The sequence below is a fragment of the Lentzea sp. NEAU-D7 genome, from assembly GCF_026242055.1.
Classification (GTDB): Bacteria; Actinomycetota; Actinomycetes; order Mycobacteriales; family Pseudonocardiaceae; genus Lentzea.
The window spans coordinates 134,150-155,462 of sequence record NZ_JAPJDL010000006.1; the positions used below are offsets into that span (position 1 = coordinate 134,150).

The following is a 21,313-nucleotide window of genomic DNA, read 5'->3' on the forward strand; positions in this document are numbered from 1 at the left end:
CGAGGGCTGAATCGAGTCACATCATCAGTGGCGACAAGGGTTTCCGCTCCGTGGACGCGACCGGGCGCCGGCGAACTCCGCCGGCCCCGACACCCGGTCGGTCCACAGCTTTCATCCGATCATGGGTCCAGCGGCGTCGTGACCACCGCCGAACCGCAAGACATCACCAGCCCGCCCACCGCTGGTCGCCGTGCAGCCGCTCGCGCGACTCCTCGCCCCGCGCAGGGCAGGAGAGGTTGGGCAAGGCTTGAGGTGTGGTGCTGACCACCCTCACGCCCCCGGCAGCGTCCAGCCGGGAGGCCCGTCCGCCCGGAACGGACGAATAGGACCGGTCGTCTCGCTGTCCGACGGCACGGGAGCGATCGGCCCGGTCTTCTCCTGCGCGGACTCCGGCGTCGACGCCGCGAGGAACGAGGACTCCTGGCTCACCGGCTGCTGGACGCCGAAACGCTGGCCCGTCCCGAACACCGCGTCCGGCGGTGCCGCTGCCTCCGAGTCCCGCTGGGAGCCGAAGGACAGACCCGGACGAAACAACGCCTCCGAGCTCGGCGGAGTGTCCGCCGCCGAATCCTGCTGGACCCCGAAACGCTGCCCCGAACCGAATGCGGAATCCGGTGAAGCCGACGGCTCAGCCATCGAGTCCTGCACGCCGAACGACCGGCCCGAGCCGAACAACCCGTCCGGCGAGGCCGACGAATCAGCTGCCGAGTCCTGCGCACCGAACGACCGGCCAGAGCCGAACACCGCATCCGACGACGCCGCCGAGTCCTGCTGCGCGTCGAAAGATCGGCCCGAGCCGAACAGCGCGTCCGACTCCTGCTGGGAGCCACCCGGCTGACCCGGCTGCGGGAACGCGTCCGAGCCGGCCGCAGCGTCTCCCAGTCCCGAGCCGGTCTGGAGGTCAGTGGCCGCGCTGAACGGCTCGCCGTGCCGCGACGCCGTGTCCGTGCCGGCGAGTGGCTCGGCTTCGGCGGGAAGGGCCGGCTGGCCCGGCGTGGTGTCCGGTTCGGGCGATGCCGCCGACCAGTCCGAGGCGCTCAGGTCCGGGACTTCGAGCAGTTCCTCGTCGGAGCGACGGCCCGTCTCGTAGGCGACCAGCGCCTCGGCCAGCAGGTCGGCGAGGCTCAGGTCGCTCGGCCTGCGGCGGCTGCTGGGGCGGCCTGTCCGGCCGGTGGACTCGCTCGCCGAGGTGGTGCGTGAGGCGTCGCCTGCCGCGTCGGGCTCGCCGACCGCGCGGAAACGCTTCTCCGTCGGCGCGTCGGGGTCGGGCGGCACCAGCTCGCCCGGTTGCTCCCCGAGGGCCGCCGCATCGGCGCTGTGGCCCGGCTCGGCGCTGTGCTCCGGCTGGGAGCCGAAACCCGGCGGGGAGCCGAAGGACTGGGTGCCGAACGTGGTCTGCGTGCCGAAGCTGGTCTGGGTGCCGAACGCCGGCTGGCTCTGGTCCGGCTGCGACTGCACGCGCACCGGGGCCGTCGGGATGTCCGACGAGTCGTCGTCCACGTCCGCCGAGCTCAGGAACGTCGTCGACATCAGGTCCCGTTCCGGGGCCTGCGGGATCTCGTCCGGAACCGGCACGGACGGGATCGGGTCCGGGATCGGCGGGAGCGGCTTGTGCTCGGGTTCCGGCTCCTCGTCCGGGGCTTCCGCCGGCGTGGGCGGGACGGGGATGGAGGCGGCGGGCTTCGGCTTCGAGGTGCTGAAGTCGAGACCGCTGAAGTCCAGGTCCGGCAGCTTGCGCTCGTCCGGGTCCGCGGCGGCGGGAAAACCACCGGCCGGGGTGTGCGGCGGGTACGCGGGCTCGTCGACGTGGGGGCCGAAGTCCGGGGCCGCCGGCGGACGGGAGAACGCCGCGGCGAGCCCCGAGCGGCCCGGGCTGTCCGGGGAGGCCGGGTCGCCGTAGTAGCCGGGACGGGCCGAGATGCCGGAGTCCTCGAAGTAGTTCTGCGACGCTTCCGCGGCGGGACCGTCCTGGCGCAGGCCCGACGGGGGTTCCACGCGCCACGACGGGGTCTTGGACTCCGGCTCCGCGTCACGGGCGCGGCGACGGCCTCCTGCTCGCAGGCCCTTGGCCTTGAGCATGTCCAGCACGCTCTCCGACTGCGACCCGGACGCCTCGTCGCGCGCGGCGGCCTCCGCACGAGCCGCTTCCTCACGGGCGGCGGCTTCCTTGGCGGCCTCTTCGCGTTCGACGGCCTGGCGGGCGACCTCCTGGTGCGCCGCCTCCTGACGGGCCACGTCGCGGCGGACCGCCTCCAGGCGCGCTGCCTCGCGGCGAGCTTCCTCCTGCCGCACGGCTTCCTGACGCGCGGCTTCCTGCCTGGCCAGTTCCTGACGCGCCTCCTCCTGGCGGGCGGCTTCCAGCCGGGCGGCCTCCTGGCGGGCGGCCTCCAGGCGTGCCGCTTCCAGCCGGGCGGCCTCCTGACGAGCCTCCTCCTGGCGTGCCGCCTCCAGCCTGGCCGCTTCCTGACGTGCCGCCTCCAGCCGGGCGGCCTCCTGACGAGCCTCCTCCTGGCGTGCCGCCTCCAGCCGGGCAGCCTCCTGGCGAGCGGCCTCTTCACGCGCCGCTTCCTGGCGAGCGGCTTCCTCGGCGGCCTGGGCTTCGCGTTCGGCCTGGGCGCGTTGTTCGGCGCGGGCCTGGCGTTCCGCCTCGATCTGGCGGCGGGCCTCGCGCTGCAGCTCCATGAGCTGCTGCTCGACCTTGCGCTTGCGCTCCTGCTCGACGCTGAGCGCGGGCTGCTCCTGCTTGGGTTCTGGCTCCGGAAGTGCTGGTGTGATGGGGATTTCGGCGATGGTGGTCGGCCGGTCGTCGTCGATCTCGCCGGCGGCCACGCGGGCGGCGCGGCGGCGGCCGCTCACCATCGCGCCCGCGGACGCGATCAGGCCGGAGGCGGGGACGGTGCGGTCGGAGGAAGACGATGAGGATGACGGCAGGGGTGCGGGTGGCGGTTCCACGGCTTCCGGGGTCTTGTCATCGGGCTCGCCGAACGGCTGGACCATGCGCCACCGGTCGGCGGCGTGTTGTCGGGCCGCGGACAAACCTTCCACGGTCATGTCTTCGGCAGCGCGCCGGACGCGCTTGACCTTCAGCCCGTCGCCCTTGCGGACCTGGACCGGGCGCCACTGCCGGAGTTGTTGCTTCAGTGCGGCGGACAGCACGCCGTCGGTGACCACCTGCATGCCCTCGACGGGCCGGAGCACGCTCGCCAGCTGCTGGTGCAGATCGGCGGGCTGGCGGTGGACGCCGGAGAACTCGGCGGCGAGCCGGGCGCGCACCGCGTAGACGGCGCGCGCACGGCGGCGTTCGGCTGCGTGGGCGGAGCGCAGGTCGGTCAGCGCGTCGGCCAGTTCACCGGACACCTCGTGCACGTGGGCCAGAGCGAGCAGGCTTTCGGCCAGCAACGTGTCGAGCTGGTGGCGTTCGGCGCTCGTCGCCGCCTCGCGCAGCATCTCCCTGGCCAGCGCGACCCTGCCGGCGGGCAGGTGCACGCGCGTGGCCAGCGCCAGGCGCAACCACCCCACCGAGGACGCCGACGGCGCACGCACCGGGAGGTCGAGCAGCGGCGCGCCGACCTCGCTCGCGTCGAGCAGGCGGTTCGCGTCCATCAGCGAGAGCGCCAGCTCCAGCGTGAGCCGGCCGGCGGCCTGGCCGCTGTCCGCGCACGGATCGGAGAACCTGCTCAGCAGGTCGAGGCCTTCACGGGCGGCGCTGATGGCGGCGGCGAGATCACCCCACCGCCGGTGCTGCGCGGCCTGCACCGCGCGGATCAGGCCGCGCAGCAGCAGGCGTGCGTCGTCGTCGAGCGTCGTGTCGGCGACGTAGAGCTGGTCCGCCTCGGCGAGGGCCCGCGTGGGCTCGTCGCCGCGGCCGACCGTGACGAGGCATTCGCTGGCCTGCACCAGGGCGGACGCCCGCAGTTCCGCGGGCACGTCCGGCGCTTCGAGCACCGGCGTGACCGCGGCGAACCCCGTCAGCGGGGCTCCCACGGACCGCGCGCACGCCGCGAGTTCGACCCTCAGCAGCCACGCGGTCTCGTACTCACCGGCGGCCTCGGCGGCCTTCAAGGCGTCGATCGCCCTGTCTGCGAAGCGGACACCGCGGCCCATGCGGTTGCCCGCGAAGACCACCAGCGACTCCGCACGCAGGCGGTCGGCTTCGTCGCGGCGGGTGGAGGCGAGCGCGACCGCTCGCTCGCCCAGCACCAGAGCGAGCTCGGGTGCGCGCCAACGCAGCATCCAGGCGGGCACGACCAGCGTGCTCACCTCGACGTTCGCCTGCGTCTCGCCCCTCGCCGCCACGACGTCGCCGTTGCCCTCTCAGTCCCGTGTCAGCTTGCGGTACGTGACGCGGTGCGGCCTGGCGGCGTCCGCACCCAGTCGCTCGAGCTTGTTCTTCTCGTAGCCCTCGAAGTTGCCCTCGAACCAGTACCACTTCGACGGGTCCTCGTCCGTGCCCTCCCACGCGAGGATGTGCGTGGCGACGCGGTCGAGGAACCACCGGTCGTGGGAGATGACCACGGCGCAGCCGGGGAACTGCTCGAGAGCGTTCTCCAGCGAGCCGAGGGTCTCGACGTCCAGGTCGTTCGTCGGCTCGTCCAGCAGGATCAGGTTGCCGCCGAGCTTGAGCGTGAGTGCGAGGTTGAGGCGGTTGCGCTCACCACCGGACAGCACGCCCGCGGGCTTCTGCTGGTCCGGGCCCTTGAAGCCGAACGCGCTGACGTACGCGCGAGACGGCATCTCGACGTTGCCGACGTGGATGTAGTCGAGTCCGCCGGACACGACCTCCCACACGTTCTTCTTCGGGTCGATGCCGCCGCGGTTCTGGTCGACGTAGGACAGCAGGACCGTCTCGCCGACCTTCACCTCGCCGGCGTCCGGCTTCTCGAGACCGACGATGGTCTTGAACAGCGTCGTCTTGCCGACGCCGTTCGGGCCGATGACGCCGACGATGCCGTTGCGCGGCAACGTGAACGACAGGTCGTCGATCAGGACCCGGTCGCCGAAGCCCTTCTTGAGCTTCTCGGCCTCGACCACGACGTTGCCCAGACGCGGGCCCGGCGGGATCTGGATCTCCTCGAAGTCGAGCTTGCGGGTCTTCTCCGCCTCGGCCGCCATCTCCTCGTAGCGGTCGAGACGCGCCTTCGACTTGGCCTGGCGGGCCTTGGCGCCGGAGCGCACCCACTCGAGCTCGTCCTTGAGCCGCTTCTGCAGCTTCTGGTCCTTCTTGCCCTGGACGGCCAGGCGCTCGGCCTTCTTCTCCAGGTACGTCGAGTAGTTGCCCTCGTACGGGTGAGTCCGGCCGCGGTCGATCTCGAGGATCCACTCGGCCAGGTTGTCCAGGAAGTACCTGTCGTGGGTCACGGCGAGGACGGCGCCGGTGTACTGCGCGAGGTGCTGTTCCAGCCACAGGACGCTCTCGGCGTCCAGGTGGTTGGTGGGCTCGTCGAGCAGCAGCAGGTCGGGCTTGCTCAGCAGCAGCTTGCACAGCGCGACACGGCGGCGCTCACCACCGGAGAGCTTGGTGACGTCGGCGTCGGGCGGCGGGCAGCGCAGGGCGTCCATCGCCTGCTCCAGCTGGGAGTCGAGGTCCCACGCGTCGGCGTGGTCGAGTTCCTCCTGGAGCTTGCCCATCTCCTCCATCAGCTCGTCGGAGTAGTCGGTCGCCATCAGCTCGGCGATCTCGTTGAAGCGGTCGAGCTTCACCTTGATCTCGCCCAGGCCCTCCTGGACGTTGCCGAGGACGGTCTTCTCCTCGTTGAGCGGCGGTTCCTGCTGCAGGATGCCCACGGTGTAACCGGGCGACAGGTACGCCTCGCCGTTGTTCGGCGTGTCCAACCCCGCCATGATCTTGAGCACGCTCGACTTGCCGGCGCCGTTGGGACCGACCACACCGATCTTCGCGCCGGGGTAGAACATGATCGTGACGTCATCGAGGATGACCTTGTCACCGTGCGCCTTGCGCACCTTTTTCATGGTGTAGATGAACTCGGCCATGGCGGCGATCGTAGAGCGGTGCCCAGAGGCTCCTGACCTCGGTCGCCGACAAGCAGGCGCTCACCCCTGGATCGAGCGTCACGCGACTCGGTGACCAGCTCGTTCCGTTCGAACGTGAACGACTCTCGGCGATCGGTCCTCGGCAGCCCCGATCTACGAGCTTCCCTCCTTCTTCGTGGATCTCGGTACGTGCATTCTTCTCCGGCGACACCGCCGGATCGGGTGGGTTCCCGAAGTCCGGGACCGGGTTGCCCCGAACGGCTCAGAACGGAACGGGTTCCTCGGCGAGATCTTCGGCCCGCGGTTCAACGAGCGGGGCGGAGCCCAGTGACTGCACCCGGCTCAAGTCCAGCCCGACGTGCGACGCGTCGACGCTGAGCGCCTGCCGTTTCACGTCGTCCTTCTCGTAATGACGGATCCGCAGCTTGCCCTGGACGATCACGGGGTCACCCTTGGACAGCGTGGTCTTCACGCTGTCGGCGAGCTTGCGCCAGCACGACACGCCGAGCCACAACGACTCGCCGTCCTCCCAGTCGCCGTTCGCCGTGTTGTACCGGCGCTCGGTCGAGTTGACGCGGAAGAACGCGTTCGTCTTGCCGTCCTCGCCGTGCTTGTAGGTGATGTCGCTGACGACAGTGCCAACAACGGTGATCACGGTGGAATTCCAGGACATCGGGCTCGCCTCCAGGTCGCGGGGTTCTGGTCCAGGTTGCTCCGGAGGCGGGTGACCGGGGCGGGGTGGCGGCGGATCTGTGGACAACTCGCGGGGTGTGGACAGGTCGAGATCTTGAACGGGTGCCAACCGCGGAATTGTCGGGGTCACGTGCTAGGGCGGCGCTGGAGCAGGACGAGTGAGTGAGCGCCCACTCATTGACATGAGTGAGTACTCACTCATACAGTTGCGGACGTGTCAGAGGAACCACGCCGCCGCCGCGCCCCCGCGATGAGCCCGGAAGATCGCCGCGAGGCGATCGTCCAGGCCACGCTGCCGCTCGTCGTGAAGACGGGCGCGAACGTCACCACCAGCCAGATCGCCGCCGCGGCCGGGATCGCGGAGGGCACGGTGTTCCGCGTCTTCAAGGACAAGGCGGAGCTGCTCGACGCGTGCATCCAACGCGCGCTGGAGTCGGACGAAGAGGTCGCGCGGATCGAGGCGATCCCGGCGGACGTGCCACTCGAAGAGCGGCTCACCGCGGGAGTCGCGGCGTTCAGCGGCTACCTCGACCGGATGTGGGGCGTCATGGGCGCGCTGCGCGAGTCCGGCTACGAACCGCGCCACGAGGACCACAAGAAGCACAAGGGACCGCCGATCGGCATGCAGCGGCTGTCCGACGCCATCGCCGGCCTGTTCGGCGACGCGGAGCTGCGCGTCAGCCCCGACCTCGCCGGCCGGATGCTGCTCGGCGCCGTCTTCACGAACCGCATGGGCCCGGGTTTCGGCCAGACCGCCGCCGAACCCGCCGCCATCGTGGAGCTGTTCCTGCACGGAGCACTCGAATCAGGGGGAACAGATGTCTGAGCTCATGATCGAAGCCCACGAGGTGAGCAAGAAGTTCGGCGACGTGAACGCGCTCGACGGCGTGAGCGTCACCGCGAAGAAGGGCTCCGTTCTCGGCCTTCTCGGCCACAACGGCGCCGGCAAGACCACGCTGGTCAACCTCCTCACGACGATGCTGCCCCCGTCCAGCGGCACCGCGAGGGTCGCGGGGTTCGACGTCGTGAAGCAGAGCCACGAGGTCCGCAGCCGCATCGGCTTGACCGGCCAGTTCGCCGCCGTCGACGAGCAGCTCAGCGGCCACGACAACCTCGTCCTGATCGCCCGCCTGCTCGGCGCCGGCCGCAAGCAGGCCCACTCGCGCGCGGACGACCTGCTGGAGCAGTTCGACCTCACCGACGCCGCCAAGCGCAACGCCAAGACCTACTCCGGTGGCATGCGCCGCCGCCTCGACCTCGCCGCGTCCCTGGTCGGCAACCCCGGCGTGCTGTTCCTCGACGAGCCGACCACCGGCCTCGACCCGGCCAGCCGCCTCGCGATGTGGGAGATCGTCGAGAAGCTCGTCGCGGACGGCACGACCGTGCTGCTCACGACCCAGTACCTGGACGAGGCCGACCGCCTGGCCGACTCGATCACGGTGCTGTCGCACGGGAAGGTCGTCGCGTCCGGCACCTCGGCCGAGCTGAAGGCCCAGGTCGGCCAGCGCACGGTCACCGTCACGCTCGACTCGGTGTCCGAAGTGGACGTCGCGCTCAAGGCCATCAACTCCGTGGGGCTCAGCCCCGTCGCGGAGGGCCTCACGCTCACGACGCCCGTCAGCGCGTCACGCGACCTTGCGACAGTCGTGCGCGCGTTGGACGACAACGGCTTGGAGGCGCACGAAATCGGCCTCAAGGAGCCGACTCTGGACGACGTCTACCTCACTCTCGCCGCGAACTAGGGGGAAATCATGGCGACCTTGACCTGGCACGGCAGCAGCTACCCGACACAAGTCCTCGTACTGACCGGCCGTTCTCTGCGCGCATTGCTGCGCACGCCCGCTCTCGTCTTCTTCAGCATCCTGCAACCGCTGATCATGCTGACGCTGTTCAGCCAGATCTTCGGCAGCATCACGTCCACGGCGAACTTCCCGCCGGGCATGAGTTACATCAACTACCTGCTGCCCGCGATCCTCGTGAACACCGCGATGCAGTCCTCTCTCGCATCCGGCATCGGGCTCGTGCAGGACATGTCGAACGGTGTGCTCGCACGGTTCCGTTCGCTGCCCATCCGCCCGAGCACGGTTCTGTTGGCACGCAACCTGTCCGACGCCGTCCGCACGGCGTTCCAGCTGGTGCTGATGATCGCGTTCGGGGTCCTGGTGTTCGGGTTCCGGCCCGACGGCGGCATGCTCGGCACCCTCGCCGCGCTGGGTCTGGCGCTGGTCGTCGGCTGGGCGCTGAGCTGGGTGTTCATCGCGATCGCGGCGTGGGTGCGCAAGGCCGAGCTGATGCAGACCGTCGGCTTCCTGGCGATGTTCCCGCTGATGTTCGCGTCCAGCGCGTTCGTGCCGATCAGCGGTCTGCCGGGCTGGTTGCAGGCGGTCGCGAAGGTCAACCCGCTGACGTACGCCGTCGACGCCGCCCGCAGCCTCGCGCTCGCCCACCCCGTCACGGGTGTGGCCGGCGCGCTGGTCACGAGCGGCGTGATCGCGGCGATCGGTGCGTTCTTCGCGGTCCGCGGCTTCCGCCGCCCGCTCTCGGTCTAGTCCCTGCCCGCCATTTTTCGCAGCATCGCGTTGTAGGCCTCGAGGTCGGCGCCACCATCGGTGTCGGCCTTGCGGTCGTACCGCTTCGCGTCACGGCCGTCCTGCCGCGCCCACTGCGTGAGCAGGGCGACCATGACCACCAGCAACGGGATCTCCCCCGCCGCCCACGCGATGCCGCCGCCGAGGCGCTGGTCCTCCAGCAGGTTCTGCACCCACGGCAACGCGAGACCCCGGTAGAACTGCTCGCCGATGACGTTCGCCGAGCTCATCAGCACGACGCCGAAGAACGCGTGGAACGGGATCGACGCGAACAACAGCCCCAACCGGCCGAGCGGCGGCAGCTTGTTCGGCGACGGGTCCACGCCGATCACGGGCCAGTAGAAGACGTAGCCCGCGAGGATGAAGTGCGCGTTCATCGCGAGGTGCGCCCAGTGGAACGGCAGCGCGGCCTCGAAGAGCCCCGAGAAGTACAGGGCGTAGAAGGAGCCGACGAACAGGGCCAGTGCCACGAAGGGGTTCGTCAGCAGCCGTGCGACCGGTGAGTGCACGAAGGCCAGCACCCACTCCCGCGGCCCCGGTACCTCCTTGTTGACCGGCAACGCGCGCAACGCCAGCGTGACCGGACCACCCAGGACGAACAGGATCGGCGTCAGCATGGACAGCACCATGTGCGCTTCCATGTGCACGCTGAACATCGCCGGCGAGTACCGGCCCATGCCCGACGACGTCGCGAACAGCAGCGAGAAACACCCGCACAGCCACGCGACGGTGCGGCCCACCGGCCACTTGTCGCCGCGCTTGGTCAGCCTGCGCACGCCCAGGACGTAGAGCAGGGCGAGAGCCAGCGCCGCGGTGCCGAAGACCAGGTCGAAGCGCCAGTCGAACAGGATGGCCGCGAGCGTCGGCGGTCCGTCGAGGTCGTAGCCGATCGCGATCTCGGTGCGGCTGGGCAGTTCGGTGCTGCCTCCGGGTGGAGGCGTGCGGGCCAGTGCCACGGCCAGGCCGATGGTGAACATCATCAGCAGGACTTCGAGGCCGGCGAGCTTGAACAACGCGTGCGGCTTGCCGGCGACCACGCCCTTCACACCGCGTTCGCGCTGGAAGTAGCCGAACACGCCGAGCAGCAGCAGGCACGCCAGCTTGCCGAGCGTCAGCCAGCCGTACGTGGACGTCACGAGGTCGGCCGGCGTGATGCGCACCAGCGCGTTCACGACGCCCGAGACGGCCATGACGATCCAGCAGACCAGCGCGATCTTCGAGAACCTCGTCGCGGCGAGAGGGAGGTGCGCGCCACCACGCCTGCCGTGCGCGAGCAACGCGATCAAGCCGCCCACCCACAGCACGGCGGCGACGAGGTGGAACAACAGGCTGTTCGTCGCCATGTCGTGCGAGCCGCCGGACGACGAGTGACCCGTCACCGCGACCGGGATCAACGCGAAGATGGCACCGAACAGCAGGACCGTCGTCCATCCCCACGACAGCACCAGACGGCAGCCCAATGCGAGCAACGCCACGATGATCGCCGTCAGGAGCCACGCCTTCGACTGCTCCAGCAGCATCGCCGTCGCGATCATCTGGCTGAAGCTGAACGAGCTCACCGGACGGTCGATCGCGGCCGCTGTGGTGAACGGCACTGACAACAGGGCGCCCACGAGCCACACGAGCGCGAACCACCCAGCGGTGCGCATCGCGGCGTAGCCGTCCGCTGCGAGAGTGCCGGACTTCTGCGGTGGCACGAGGAACGCCGCCAGCAACAACGAGCCGATGGTCACCACCGCACCCGTCTCGGTCAGCACCCGCACGATCTGCACCCCGGTTGGAGGGGCGCTCTCGAGCGAGCTCAGCGCGACGGCCGCGAGGGCCGCCACTGCGAAGCCGATGGCGACGAGGGGCACCAAACCCGTTCTGGTGGAGCGTTCGATTGCCACGCCCCGGAGCCTACGACCCTCTAGTGTTGCGCCGTGTGAGACGTTCTGTCCTTCTCCTGCTCGTGCTGCTCCCACTGACCGGTTGCGCGTACTCCATCCAGGGCGAACCCGTCGCGGCACCACTTCCGCCGCTCGCCATCGACACGCCGCGCAAGACCGCCGGCGTCGACCCGTGCGCCCTGGTGACGGAGAAGGACCTCAAGCCTCTCGGCACGCTCAAGTTCAAGCCGGTGCCGCGCACGGAGCTGGCGAACTCGTGTCTCTACACGCTCAACGAGGGCCCGTACGTGCTGGTGGCGGTCCCGTACCGGTCGTTCGAGGAGTCCAAGAAGTCGCAGGAGACGGGCCGTGCGGTCGAGACCTCCAAGCACGCGACCTGGCTCAACTGCAGCAAGCCGGCCGCGGACAAGGACACGGTCTGCACCGCGACCATCGCCGTGACGCGCGACGAGTCGTTGATGGTCGCCATCGGCATGGGCGGCGACGCCACCGAGGACAAGGCCGCCAAGGCGCTCGAGCCGCTCAGCGTGGAAGCGCTCAAACGGATGCCGCCTGCCTAGCCGCTCGCCTGGCCAGCAAGGTCGTCGGGATGATCAGCGCCGTGACGAACGCCACGAACCCGAGCGAGACCACCAGAGAACTGACGTGCGCGAGCCCGCCCACGATCGGCGGCCCCGCGAGGAACCCCGTGTAGGCGATCGTCGTCACCAGCCCGAGCTCACGCTCGCCACCGCTGCCGTCCGGCCGTTTGCCGATCTCACTCGCGAGGTCCATGACCACGGGGAACGAGAACGCGAGCCCCAGCCCGGCCAGGCCGAACCCGACGTAGCCGGCCACCGGGAACGGGACGACCACCGCGAGCGCCAAGCCCGTCGCGGCCAGGCCTCCACCCGCGGCGAGCAGGCGGTGCGGTCCCAGGCGGCGTTGAATCGGTTCGCCGAACCACCGTGAGAGCGCCATCGTGACGGAGAAGCCCGCATAGGCGTATGCGCCCGCAGCATCACCCATTCCGCGCTCACGCACCATGAACAACGCCGACCAGTCCGCCGCCGCCCCCTCCGCGATGGCACTGCACAGCGCGACACTTGCCAACAGCCAGAGGACAGGACTCTTGAGCACGTTCGCGCGTTCGGTGACTTCTTCCCTATGACGCTCCCCTACTCCTCCGGGGATGCTCTTCGCGATAAGCGCAGTCACCAGTACTCCGACAAACGCCGCCAGGAGAAAGTGCTTCATGGGCGTCCAATGCGCCTGAGCGGCGGCGGCACTGCCCAACGACCCGATGAGCCCACCCACGCTGAAGCCCGCGTGGAACTGCGGCATCAGCGGCCGCTGCAAGGCGCGAACGACGACGACCGCAGCGACGTTCATAGACACGTCCATCGCCGCGACGCTCGCGCCCAGCGCGACGAGCGTCAGTCCGAACTGCAGCGGTGACTGCGACAACGCGAGCACGGGCAGAAGCAGCGGACTGAGGAGGCTGCTCGTTATCAGAACCCCACGCGACCCGTAGACCGCGCAGATCCGTGCCGCCAACGGCGCCGTGAAGGCCAGCCCGGCGCTCGCCCCGAGCAGCGCCAGGCCGAGGCTGCCCACTTCAGCTCCGATCTGCTCGGCGAGCGCGGGCACGCGAGAGGCCCAGGTGCCGAAGACAGCGCCGTTCAAGAGGAACACGACGAACGTGGCCAGGCGTGGAGACATGCGCTCCAGCATGACTGAAGCGCTTCAGCAGCGCCAGCGATGAGGGTGCGATCTCTCGCATACGATGCGTCCGTGGACTCCGACCGCCGACGCAGGCCGACGCTGGACACCGTCGCCGCAGCCGTCGGGGTCTCCAGGGCAACGGTGTCGAACGCGTACAACAGGCCTGATCAGCTGTCGTCGACGTTGCGCGAACGCATCCTCGAAACGGCGCGCTCCCTGGGCTACGCGGGCCCGGACCCGGTAGCCCGCTCACTCGCGACCCGTTCGTCCGCCGCCGTGGGCTTCATGCTGCCGCAGGGCCTGTCCGGCGCGTTCTCGGACCCGGCGCTCTCGATCGTGCTCGACGGCCTGGCCTCGACCGTCGACGGCCACGACCACAGCCTCGTGCTGATGCCAGGAGACTCCACGGGCGGTCCACGCCCCTCGATCGTGGCGCGCGCACAGGCAGACGTGATGGTCGCCTACTCACTACCCGACACCGCACCGGCCTTCGACGCCGTCGCCGCCCGCGGCCTGCCGCTCGTCGTGATCGACCAGCCGGCGCTGCCAGACTCAGCACGCGTAGAGGTGCAGGACTACACCGGCACGTGCGCAGCCGCGGCACACCTGCTCGCACTGGGACACCTCAGGTTCGGCATCCTGACGTTCGCACTGCACCCGGACGGAGTATCCGGCCCGGTCTCCCCCGAGCGCCGTTCGGACGTGCCGTTCCGGGTGAGCCGGGACCGCCTGGGCGGCTACCTCGACACTTTGGAAAAAGGCGGGGTGAAACCGGACAATGTCCCGGTGTGGGAGGCGCGCGGCAGTGATCGTGAACTCGGACGTCTAGGCGCGCGGTGGCTGCTCACCCGCACGCCGCGCCCGAGCGCTTTGCTGTGCACGTCGGACCAGCTGGCCTTCGGCGCCCTCCAAGCGGCCCGCGACCTGACGTTGACCGTCCCGGGAGACATTTCGGTCGTCGGCTTCGACGACGTCCCCGAAGCGGCCTACAGCGACCCGCCGCTGACTACGGTGCGTCAACCCCTGGCCGAGAAGGGCCGCCGAGCCGGCGAACTGGCCCTGAAATTACTGGCCGGCGGGAGACCGCCCAGGCCGACGAGACTCGACGTTTCCCTCGTGGAGAGAGCCTCAACCGCCCCACGAAAGTGATCCGCGTCACGTTTAGACAGTTTTCGTCACCCTTTTGGACGTAGGGCGGAAACAGTCGATCGACTTCGGACGATGTGTCCGGTGGGGGCACCGGTGGCCACGCTTCGTGGCCGCTTTCGCACCCCTCCAGCCTCTGTAGCTCAGTGGAGAGAGCGAGGGACTTCTAATCCCGAGGTCGCAGGTTCGAATCCTGCCAGGGGCGCCTCAGCAAGTGGCCTCTGACCTGTGCGAACAGGTCAGAGGCCTTCTTCGTTCCCGATCACGGGCCCGCGCCGTGGTGCGGCGCGTGGCGCTGAATAATCGGGTGTGTGGACAAGACGCGGTTGGGCATTGGGCTGGTCGTCGGCGTGCTCGTGGTGCAGACGGCGGCAACCCTGCTGTGGAACCCCGACGCGACACTCACCGGCATTGCCCTCGCCTTCAACGCCGTCACCGCGGTGTCGACGTTCCTCTTCGTGCGGCGCGGCGGGCGGGCGGCCTGGGTGGTGGCCGGGTGGTGTGCCGGGTTCTTCGGGTGGCACGTGCTCGGGCTCGGTGAGCTGGCCGGCTGGTGGACGACCGGGCTGGACGCCGCGTTCCTCGTCGGGGGCGGGTACCAGGACTCGGTCGTCTACCAGGCGGTGATGGCCACGGCGGCCGGGTTTGCCGTGCACCTGTTGTTGCCTCGTCAGCGCCAGGTTTCCGCGACGTAGGCGTCGAAGCTGGTGGCGGGGCGGCCCAGCAACCGGGCGATGTCGTTGGTCGGGGTGGCCAGCAAGCCTGCCCGCATGCTTTCGAACATGCCGTTCAGCTCGGTGGCGACCTCTTCGGGGGCTCCTTGGGCCAGCAGGGCTTCGCGGTACTCGGCCGGGGTCAGCTTGACCAGTTCCACCGTGCGGCCGGTGGCCGTCGCGATCTTGGAGACGGCGTCGGAGAAGGTGACTCCTTCCGGGCCTGTGAGGTCGTAGGTCTGGCCCTGGTGGTCGTCAGTGGTGAGGGCCAGGGCGGCTACCTCGGCGATGTCCTGGACGTCCACGAACGGTTCCGGGGTGTCGTCGACGGGCAGGGAGAGGCGGCCTGCCTCGATTTCGGGCTGCCAGACTTCCTCGGAGAAGTTCTGGTTGAAGTTGTTGGCGCGCAGGACGGTCCAGGCGAGGTCGCTCGCGCGGACGGCCTTCTCGGCCGCGTGCATGCCCCGGAAGACGTCCGGTGGGGTCTCGTCGAGGCCGCGGCCGGAGAGCAGGACCAGGCGGCGCAGGCCTGAGGCCTCGGCCAGTTCCACGAACGGGGCGGCGGCGGACGGGTCTTCCGGGGCGATCACGTAGGCGGCGGTGGCGCCGTGCAGGAACTGCTTCCAGGTCGACTGGTCGTTCCAGTCGAAGCCGGTCGCGCGGGAGGCCTTGCGGAGGGTGGCGCCCGTGGCTTCCAGGGTGCGGACCACGCGGCGGCCCGTCTTGCCGGTCGCGCCCAGGACGAGGATCTCTTCGGTCATGTGGACAGCCAACCGGCGTGAGCCGTGAGGCGACATGGGTGAGAGTTCATCGACGATGTTCGATCGTTCGGGCCGTATCGTGGACGGCATGAAGCCGTTCGACGAACTGTTGCGCGGGGTGCGCGCGGATGGTGCCGGGGTGCGCCGGACCGAGATCGACGGAGCGCGGGTGTTGCCCGGGCTCACGTTGTACGCGGTGGCGTCGGGGGAACTGAGCGTGCGCGGGGAGACCGCCAGGGCCGGGGACATCCTGGTGGTGCAGGAGTCCGTCGCGGCACGGGGACGTGCGTCGGTGGTCAGCGGGACGTACGAGGTCAAAGGCGCTGTGGCGCGGCGGCTCACGGCGGTGTTGCCGGACGCGCTGGTGGCTCCGGGCCAGGACGGGTGCGCGGAGTTCTACGCCACCATCGGCATGGAGGGGCCGGGGGTGGTGGCCGATCGGTTGCTGGACTGGCTGATGGTGTGCGCGCTCAAGGAGTGGTTCGACCGCGAGCACGGTGACGGGTGGCTGGGTGCTCAGGCCGACGTGGTGGTCGGGCCCGTTCTCGAGGCCATGCACGCGAGTCCCGAGCGGCCTTGGACGCTCGCCCTGCTGGCCAAGGAGGCCGGGGTGGCGCGGACGACGCTGGCGAGCAGGTTCGCGAAGCTGGTCGGGGTGCCGCCGCTCACGTACCTCACGGAGTGGCGGATGGCGCTGGCGGCGGATCTTCTCGCGGAGTCGTCGGCGACGGTGGCTTCGGTGGCGCGCAAGGTCGGGTACGCGGACGCGTTCGGGTTCAGCGCCGCGTTCAAGCGCGTGCACGGGTTCAGCCCGAGCGAGTGCCGCAGCCGGTGCGCCGCGAGCGCGTGACGTCGAGGCAGCAGCGGACGAAGTCGACGGCGGCGTCACCGGGGTCCGGCAGCCACGCCACGGCCACCTCGCTGGGGCTCACGCCCCTCACGGGCACGTAGACGATGTCCGGTCGCGAGTAGAAGTGCGACGTGGAGGCTGGCACCAGCGCGATGCCGCAGCCTCCGGCGATCGCGCCGAGGAACTCGTCGGGATGCTCGGTCACGGCGCCGATGCGCACCTCACGACCGTCCCTTTCGGACAAAGCCAGCCAGTGCTCGCGCCAGGTTCCCTTCAGGGCGGGGGCGACGATGACCGGGTCGTCCCACAGCTCGCGGAAGTCGACCGAGCCGCGGCCGGCCAGCGGGTGCGCGGAAGGCAGTGCCACGCAACGGGGTTCGCTGAACAACGTCCGCACGCCGAACGCCTCCTCGCCGGGGAACGGTAATCGCAGCAACGCGACGGGCACCTCCGCGCCGGCGAGGCCCGCCGACGGATCCGACCAGGGTGCCTGCTTCAGGTCGACCCGCCAGCCCGGCCGGAGCTTCCCGAACGCCCTGACGATGGCCGGCGTCGCGTCGTTCGCCGCGCTGGCCAGGAAACCGACGCGCAGCACGCGGGCGGCTCTCCTCGTCTCATTCACCGCCGTGTCCCAGTCCGCGAGCACCGGCGGGATGTGCGCGGCGAGGGTGCGGCCCGCCTCCGTCAGCCTCATCCCGGTGCTGGACCGCGTGAACAGCGGCACGCCCAGCTGCGACTCGAGGTGCTTGAGCTGTTTGGTCAGTGATGGTTGTGACACGAAGAGCCGGTGCGCAGCGCGCGTGAGGTTGCCTTCCTCGGCGATGGCGGCGAAATACCTCAGCAGCCTCGTGTCCACGTCCATACCGGCAAGGCTATGGAGCCGGACATCAACCACGAGTGAGCCGACGACCGCGGTCACGGGTACGGCCACCCGTTCGGTGTGCACACCTTTCCGTCCCGCGGGATGACCGCGCCCTGGGGCACGCCGTTGGTGATGCGGACGATCTCGTCGTTGGACACGCTGAACGTCTGCTGCATCATCACCGGAGCCGGCCCGCCCGCGACGCCGCAGGGCTGGTGGCCTTGCCCGAACGCGTGGCCGACCTCGTGGTTGACCACGTACGCGCGGTACGCGTCCAGGTCCGGGAGGAAGGCGACGGCACCGCGGAACCAGCGGGCGGCGCTGAGGAACACCAAGTTGCCGTCGCGGCACGAGACGTCGACCGGGATCTCGAAGCCGCACACGTTCCGCGCGGTCTGCTGGGACGTCAGCCGCACACGCACCGACGCCGCACCGGAGACGCGCTGCACAGAGCGCGCTCCCCGAGCCGTCCAGCCGCGCGGGTCGGCGAGAGTGGCGTCGACGAACGCCGCGAAGGCCTGTTCGTCGACGGTGATGCCGTTCTCTACCTCCACGGCGTAGGTCCGCAACGGGCCGGTGCCGACGACCGGGCCGGAGCCGGGGACCACGTGGAACGTGCCCGCGCCGGCCACCGGGAACTCCGGGCCGTCGGGCAGGTCGGAGCTGGACGCGTAGACGCGCGGTGGAGGCGGCGCCGGTGAGGACGGGACCTCGACGGGCGTGACGGTCGACGACGTGACCTGCGTGGTCGGAGCGGCCGCGGGGGACGTCTCCCCTGCCAGCTGCGTCGTCGTCAGCAGGATCGCGGTCAGCGCGACCGCCCCCAGCGCCAAGTGCACCCTCATGACGGCAACGGTCGACGGAACTGATGAAGAACCTGTTTACGTCCCGCTTGACTGTCGTGAAGGACTGCATACTTCGGACTGTGTGCGCCCACATCCTCGTCGCGGAGGACAACGTTCACCAGGCCGAACTCGTCCGCCGGTACCTGGAGCACGACGGGCACTCCGTGGTGGTCGTGCACGACGGACGGGCGGCGATCGACGAGACCCGGCGCCGCAACCCCGACCTGCTGGTCCTCGACGTGATGATGCCGCTGGTCGACGGCATAGACGTCATGCGCGCCGTCCGGGCCGAGTCGGACGTGCCGATCGTGCTGCTCACCGCGCGGTCCACCGAGGACGACGTGCTGCTCGGGTTCGACCTGGGCGCCGACGACTACATCACCAAACCGTTCCGGCCACGGCAGATGGTCGCGCGGGTGCGGACGATCCTGCGGCGCACCGGGCGTGCGCGCGAGACGAACGCCACGGTGCTCAAGGTCGGCGATCTGACCGTCGACCCGATCAGGCACGAGGTGCGCATCAAAGACGAGTTGGTGAGCCTCACGCCCGCCGAGTTCCGGTTGCTGGCCAAGATGGCCGCGCAGCCGCAGCGGGTGTTCACGCGCGAGCAGCTGCTGGAGGACGGGTTCATCACCGCTCGCACGGTCGACGTGCACATGATGAAGCTGCGCCGCAAGATCGAGCAGGACTCACGCAGGCCGGAACGACTTCTCACCGTCTACGGCATCGGGTACAAGCTCATATGAACAGCCTGCTGGTGCGGTTCTTCCTGTTCTCCCTGGTGATCGCGGCCTGCTCGATCGCCGTCACGGCCTGGCTCGCGTCGCAGGCGACGACGGGTGCGATCCGGCAGGAGCAGGGCGATGCGCGCGAGACGGACGCGCAGATCTTCGACGAGCTGGTGCGCTACGCGGCCACGCACAAGGACTGGACGGGTGCGAAGTCCGATGTGGACGGGATCGCGCGGAAGTACGGCCGCCGCATCGTGCTGACCGACGGCAACGGCACGACACTGGTCGACACCGGCGGCCAGAACGCGCCGCAGCTGCCCGTCACCCCCACAGCGCTGGTCGATCCGTTGAACGTCAACGGGAAGATCGATCCGAGGGCGGTCGGGCCGTTCAAGCTCAACGACGAGGAGTACCGCACGCTGCGCTCCTACGCCGACCAGCTCCTCCAGTGCACCGACAACAAGATCACGCTCGTGGAGGCGCCCAACGGCCGGCCGCGGCTGCCCGACCTCGATCCCGGCGAGCTCTCCCTCTGGGAGGACTGCTCGGTCGGCTATCGCCTCGACACGCTCACGGTGACGGAGAAGGCCGCCTACGGGCAGCTGCAGGCGTTGTTCTCGAAGTGCCTCGACCAGCGCGAAGCTGCCGGCAGGCTCTACGACAGGACGCCCGCCCCTGGTCCCCGGACCTTCGACTGGGAGATCACGACCGTCGTCGGCGCTCCACCGGAGGTCGTGGCGTGCATGGACGGCTCGCGTCGCGAACAGCTCAGGCCCTACGTCGCGGCGCCGGCACAGCTGTTCCTCACCTCACCGACCGGTGACGAGCCGATGACGATCGACCTCTCGACGACCGGTGCCACCCGGATCACGCTGGTGGCTCTCGGGATCCTCGCGCTCGCCGGGTTCGCCTCGTGGCTCACCGCCACGCAGCTCGTGCGGCCGATCCGGGCCCTCACCGCCGCCACGAAACGCACCGCCGAGGGTGATCGGACGGCACGGGTGGACGGCGGCTCGGGTGAGATCGGCGAGCTCGCGCGGTCGTTCAACGCGATGTCGGAGAAGCTCGCCGAGACCGAACGCCAGCGGCAGGCGATGGTCAGCGACGTCGCGCACGAGCTGCGCACGCCGCTGGGCAACATCACCGGCTGGCTGGAGGCGACCCAGGACGGGCTGGCCGAGCCGGACCCGCACCTGGTCGGCATGCTGCTGGAGGAGTCCCTTCTCCTGCAACGACTCGTGGACGACCTGCACGACCTGGCCCAGGCCGACGCGGGCACGCTCCGGCTGCACCCCGAACCGATCGCACTCGACGACGTCGTGGACCAGGTCGTCAACGCGCAGCAGAACCGCGAGATCCTGCTGCGCGCCGAGACCGCACCGGTGCACATCACCGCGGACCCGGTGCGGCTGCGGCAGGCGCTCGGCAACCTCGTCGCGAACGCCGTGCGCTACACCCCGCCGGGCGGCGAGGTCGTCGTGAAGCTGTTCCGGTGGCAGGACAGGGCGGTCCTCGAGGTGACGGACACCGGCACCGGCATCGCGCCGGACGACGTGCCGCACGTGTTCGACAGGTTCTGGCGGGCGGACAAGTCCCGCAGCCGCCGGACCGGCGGCAGCGGGCTCGGTCTCGCGATCACGCGGCACCTGGTGGAGGCGCACGGCGGCACGGTGTCGGTGACGAGCGCCCTCGGCGAGGGCTCGACTTTCCGGATCAGCCTGCCGGCATGAGGCCCAGCAGGTCGACGTTGATCATCCCGGCCGCCTGGGCGCCCTGTGCGGCCGCGACGATCACGATGGCCGCCGGATCCGTGACGTTGCCCGCGGCGTAGACGCCGGGCACGCTCGTGCGGCCCTTCGCGTCCGTGCGCACGAACCTGCCGACCGGCGTCTCCTCGGTCTCTGCGCCCAACGCGAGCAGGAACTCGTCGCGCGGCTTCATCGGCGCGGAGTACACGAGCGCGTCGGCCGGTACCCGCTCGCCGCCGGAGATCACGGCGACCAGCCGGTCGTCCTCGACCTCGATGCCGTCGACCGAGGGCACGTGGGTCACGTCGTCCGACCACTGCCGGACCAGCGCCACCTTCATCTCCTCGCCGAACACCACGAGCTTCTGGTCGCGGACCTCGTAGCCGTGGCAGTACGGGCAGCCGAAGACGTCGCGTCCCCAGCGTTCGCGCAGGTCGTCCGGCACCTCGTCGACCAGGCCGGTGGCGAACAGCAAGCGCTGGGCGCGCACCGTGCGCTCGCTCAGGTCGACCGCGAACCCGTCGTCGAGCGCCGTGACGCCCCGAACCTCGTCGTTGACGATCTCTCCGCCGTAGCCCTCGACCTCGGCCCGTCCGTGCTTGAGCAGTTCCAACGGCGAGAAGCCGTCGCGAGAGAGGTAGTTGTGCATGTGCGCGGCCGGCGCGTTGCGCGGCTCGGCACCGTCGACCACGAGCACGCTGCGACGCGCCCTGGTCAGCATCAGAGCGGCGCTCAGTCCGGCCGCTCCCCCACCAATGATCACCACTTCGTACGTCATGCTCCGAGAGTGCG

At 69.9% G+C, this 21,313-nt stretch carries 18 protein-coding genes and 1 tRNA gene; 10 read left to right on the forward strand and 9 right to left on the reverse strand.

All coding sequences use genetic code 11. The features are described from left to right. Positions 1-270 precede the first annotated feature (270 nt). The 3 genes from ORI60_RS14770 to ssb form a co-directional block, all read right to left on the reverse strand. Complete coding sequence (locus ORI60_RS14770; RefSeq protein WP_266037784.1) at positions 271-4,296, reverse strand: hypothetical protein; 4,026 nt, start codon at positions 4,294-4,296, stop codon at positions 271-273. An 18-nt stretch (positions 4,297-4,314) separates the two neighbouring features. Then, positions 4,315-5,991 (reverse strand): energy-dependent translational throttle protein EttA, encoded by a 1,677-nt coding sequence (gene ettA / locus ORI60_RS14775; protein ID WP_266037785.1) that lies wholly within the window; start codon positions 5,989-5,991, stop codon positions 4,315-4,317. Positions 5,992-6,253: 262 nt separating this feature from the next. Continuing rightward, positions 6,254-6,646 carry a single-stranded DNA-binding protein gene (gene ssb / locus ORI60_RS14780; protein ID WP_266037786.1) on the reverse strand — a complete coding sequence of 131 codons (393 nt, stop codon included), beginning with the start codon at positions 6,644-6,646 and terminating at the stop codon, positions 6,254-6,256. A 252-nt stretch (positions 6,647-6,898) separates the two neighbouring features. Here ssb and ORI60_RS14785 point away from each other — a divergent pair, with 252 nt between their 5' ends. From ORI60_RS14785 to ORI60_RS14795, 3 genes are read left to right on the forward strand one after another with little or no spacing between them, the layout of a single operon-like run. Then, positions 6,899-7,510, forward strand: coding sequence for a TetR/AcrR family transcriptional regulator (locus tag ORI60_RS14785; protein WP_266037787.1), 612 nt, complete (start codon positions 6,899-6,901; stop codon positions 7,508-7,510). Beyond that, positions 7,503-8,426, forward strand: coding sequence for an ATP-binding cassette domain-containing protein (locus ORI60_RS14790; protein WP_266037789.1), 924 nt, complete (start codon positions 7,503-7,505; stop codon positions 8,424-8,426). Before ORI60_RS14785 ends, ORI60_RS14790 begins: the two co-directional genes overlap by 8 nt. Positions 8,427-8,435: 9 nt before the next feature. Beyond that, complete coding sequence (locus tag ORI60_RS14795; protein ID WP_266037790.1) at positions 8,436-9,233, forward strand: ABC transporter permease; 798 nt, start codon at positions 8,436-8,438, stop codon at positions 9,231-9,233. Here ORI60_RS14795 and ORI60_RS14800 read toward each other — a convergent pair. Further along, positions 9,230-11,161, reverse strand: coding sequence for a cytochrome c oxidase assembly protein (locus tag ORI60_RS14800; RefSeq protein WP_266037791.1), 1,932 nt, complete (start codon positions 11,159-11,161; stop codon positions 9,230-9,232). The genes ORI60_RS14795 and ORI60_RS14800 overlap by 4 nt on opposite strands. A 35-nt stretch (positions 11,162-11,196) precedes the next feature. On the opposite strand from ORI60_RS14800, the gene ORI60_RS14805 reads away from it, so the two are divergent. Beyond that, on the forward strand, positions 11,197-11,721 hold the full coding sequence (locus tag ORI60_RS14805) for a hypothetical protein (protein WP_266037792.1): 525 nt from the start codon (positions 11,197-11,199) through the stop codon (positions 11,719-11,721). Here the strand turns inward: ORI60_RS14805 and ORI60_RS14810 are convergent. Beyond that, positions 11,699-12,862: an MFS transporter gene (locus tag ORI60_RS14810; RefSeq protein ID WP_266037793.1), complete on the reverse strand. Its 1,164-nt coding sequence runs from the start codon at positions 12,860-12,862 to the stop codon at positions 11,699-11,701. The two genes, ORI60_RS14805 and ORI60_RS14810, sit on opposite strands and share 23 nt — an antisense overlap. Before the next feature lie 72 nt (positions 12,863-12,934). On the opposite strand from ORI60_RS14810, the gene ORI60_RS14815 reads away from it, so the two are divergent. The 3 genes from ORI60_RS14815 (at position 12,935) to ORI60_RS14825 (ending at position 14,706) form a co-directional block, all read left to right on the forward strand. Beyond that, positions 12,935-14,014 (forward strand): LacI family DNA-binding transcriptional regulator, encoded by a 1,080-nt coding sequence (locus tag ORI60_RS14815; RefSeq protein ID WP_266037794.1) that lies wholly within the window; start codon positions 12,935-12,937, stop codon positions 14,012-14,014. A 129-nt stretch (positions 14,015-14,143) separates the two neighbouring features. Then, a tRNA-Arg gene (locus ORI60_RS14820) sits at positions 14,144-14,216 on the forward strand. A gap of 106 nt (positions 14,217-14,322) precedes the next feature. Next, positions 14,323-14,706, forward strand: a complete 384-nt coding sequence (locus ORI60_RS14825) for a hypothetical protein (RefSeq protein ID WP_266037795.1) — start codon at positions 14,323-14,325, stop codon at positions 14,704-14,706. Here the strand turns inward: ORI60_RS14825 and ORI60_RS14830 are convergent. Then, positions 14,682-15,485 carry an NAD(P)H-binding protein gene (locus ORI60_RS14830; RefSeq protein WP_266037796.1) on the reverse strand — a complete coding sequence of 268 codons (804 nt, stop codon included), beginning with the start codon at positions 15,483-15,485 and terminating at the stop codon, positions 14,682-14,684. The genes ORI60_RS14825 and ORI60_RS14830 overlap by 25 nt on opposite strands. Before the next feature lie 88 nt (positions 15,486-15,573). On the opposite strand from ORI60_RS14830, the gene ORI60_RS14835 reads away from it, so the two are divergent. Beyond that, positions 15,574-16,335 carry an AraC family transcriptional regulator gene (locus ORI60_RS14835; RefSeq protein ID WP_266037797.1) on the forward strand — a complete coding sequence of 254 codons (762 nt, stop codon included), beginning with the start codon at positions 15,574-15,576 and terminating at the stop codon, positions 16,333-16,335. Here ORI60_RS14835 and ORI60_RS14840 read toward each other — a convergent pair. Next, positions 16,292-17,197 (reverse strand): LysR family transcriptional regulator, encoded by a 906-nt coding sequence (locus ORI60_RS14840; RefSeq protein ID WP_266037798.1) that lies wholly within the window; start codon positions 17,195-17,197, stop codon positions 16,292-16,294. The two genes, ORI60_RS14835 and ORI60_RS14840, sit on opposite strands and share 44 nt — an antisense overlap. 53 nt (positions 17,198-17,250) lie before the next feature. Next, complete coding sequence (locus ORI60_RS14845) at positions 17,251-18,042, reverse strand: DUF3152 domain-containing protein (protein ID WP_266037800.1); 792 nt, start codon at positions 18,040-18,042, stop codon at positions 17,251-17,253. Positions 18,043-18,122: 80 nt separating this feature from the next. On the opposite strand from ORI60_RS14845, the gene ORI60_RS14850 reads away from it, so the two are divergent. After that, entirely contained in the window at positions 18,123-18,788 is a 666-nt protein-coding gene (locus tag ORI60_RS14850) for a response regulator transcription factor (protein WP_266037801.1), read from the forward strand. Further along, the gene (locus ORI60_RS14855) at positions 18,785-20,503 is read left to right on the forward strand and encodes a sensor histidine kinase (protein ID WP_266037802.1); all 1,719 of its coding nucleotides are present in this window, start codon (positions 18,785-18,787) and stop codon (positions 20,501-20,503) included. Before ORI60_RS14850 ends, ORI60_RS14855 begins: the two co-directional genes overlap by 4 nt. Here ORI60_RS14855 and ORI60_RS14860 read toward each other — a convergent pair. Continuing rightward, a complete protein-coding gene (locus ORI60_RS14860) occupies positions 20,487-21,299 on the reverse strand; it encodes an NAD(P)/FAD-dependent oxidoreductase (protein ID WP_266037803.1) in 813 nt (270 codons plus the stop codon). The genes ORI60_RS14855 and ORI60_RS14860 overlap by 17 nt on opposite strands. Between the last annotated feature and the right edge of the window lie 14 nt (positions 21,300-21,313).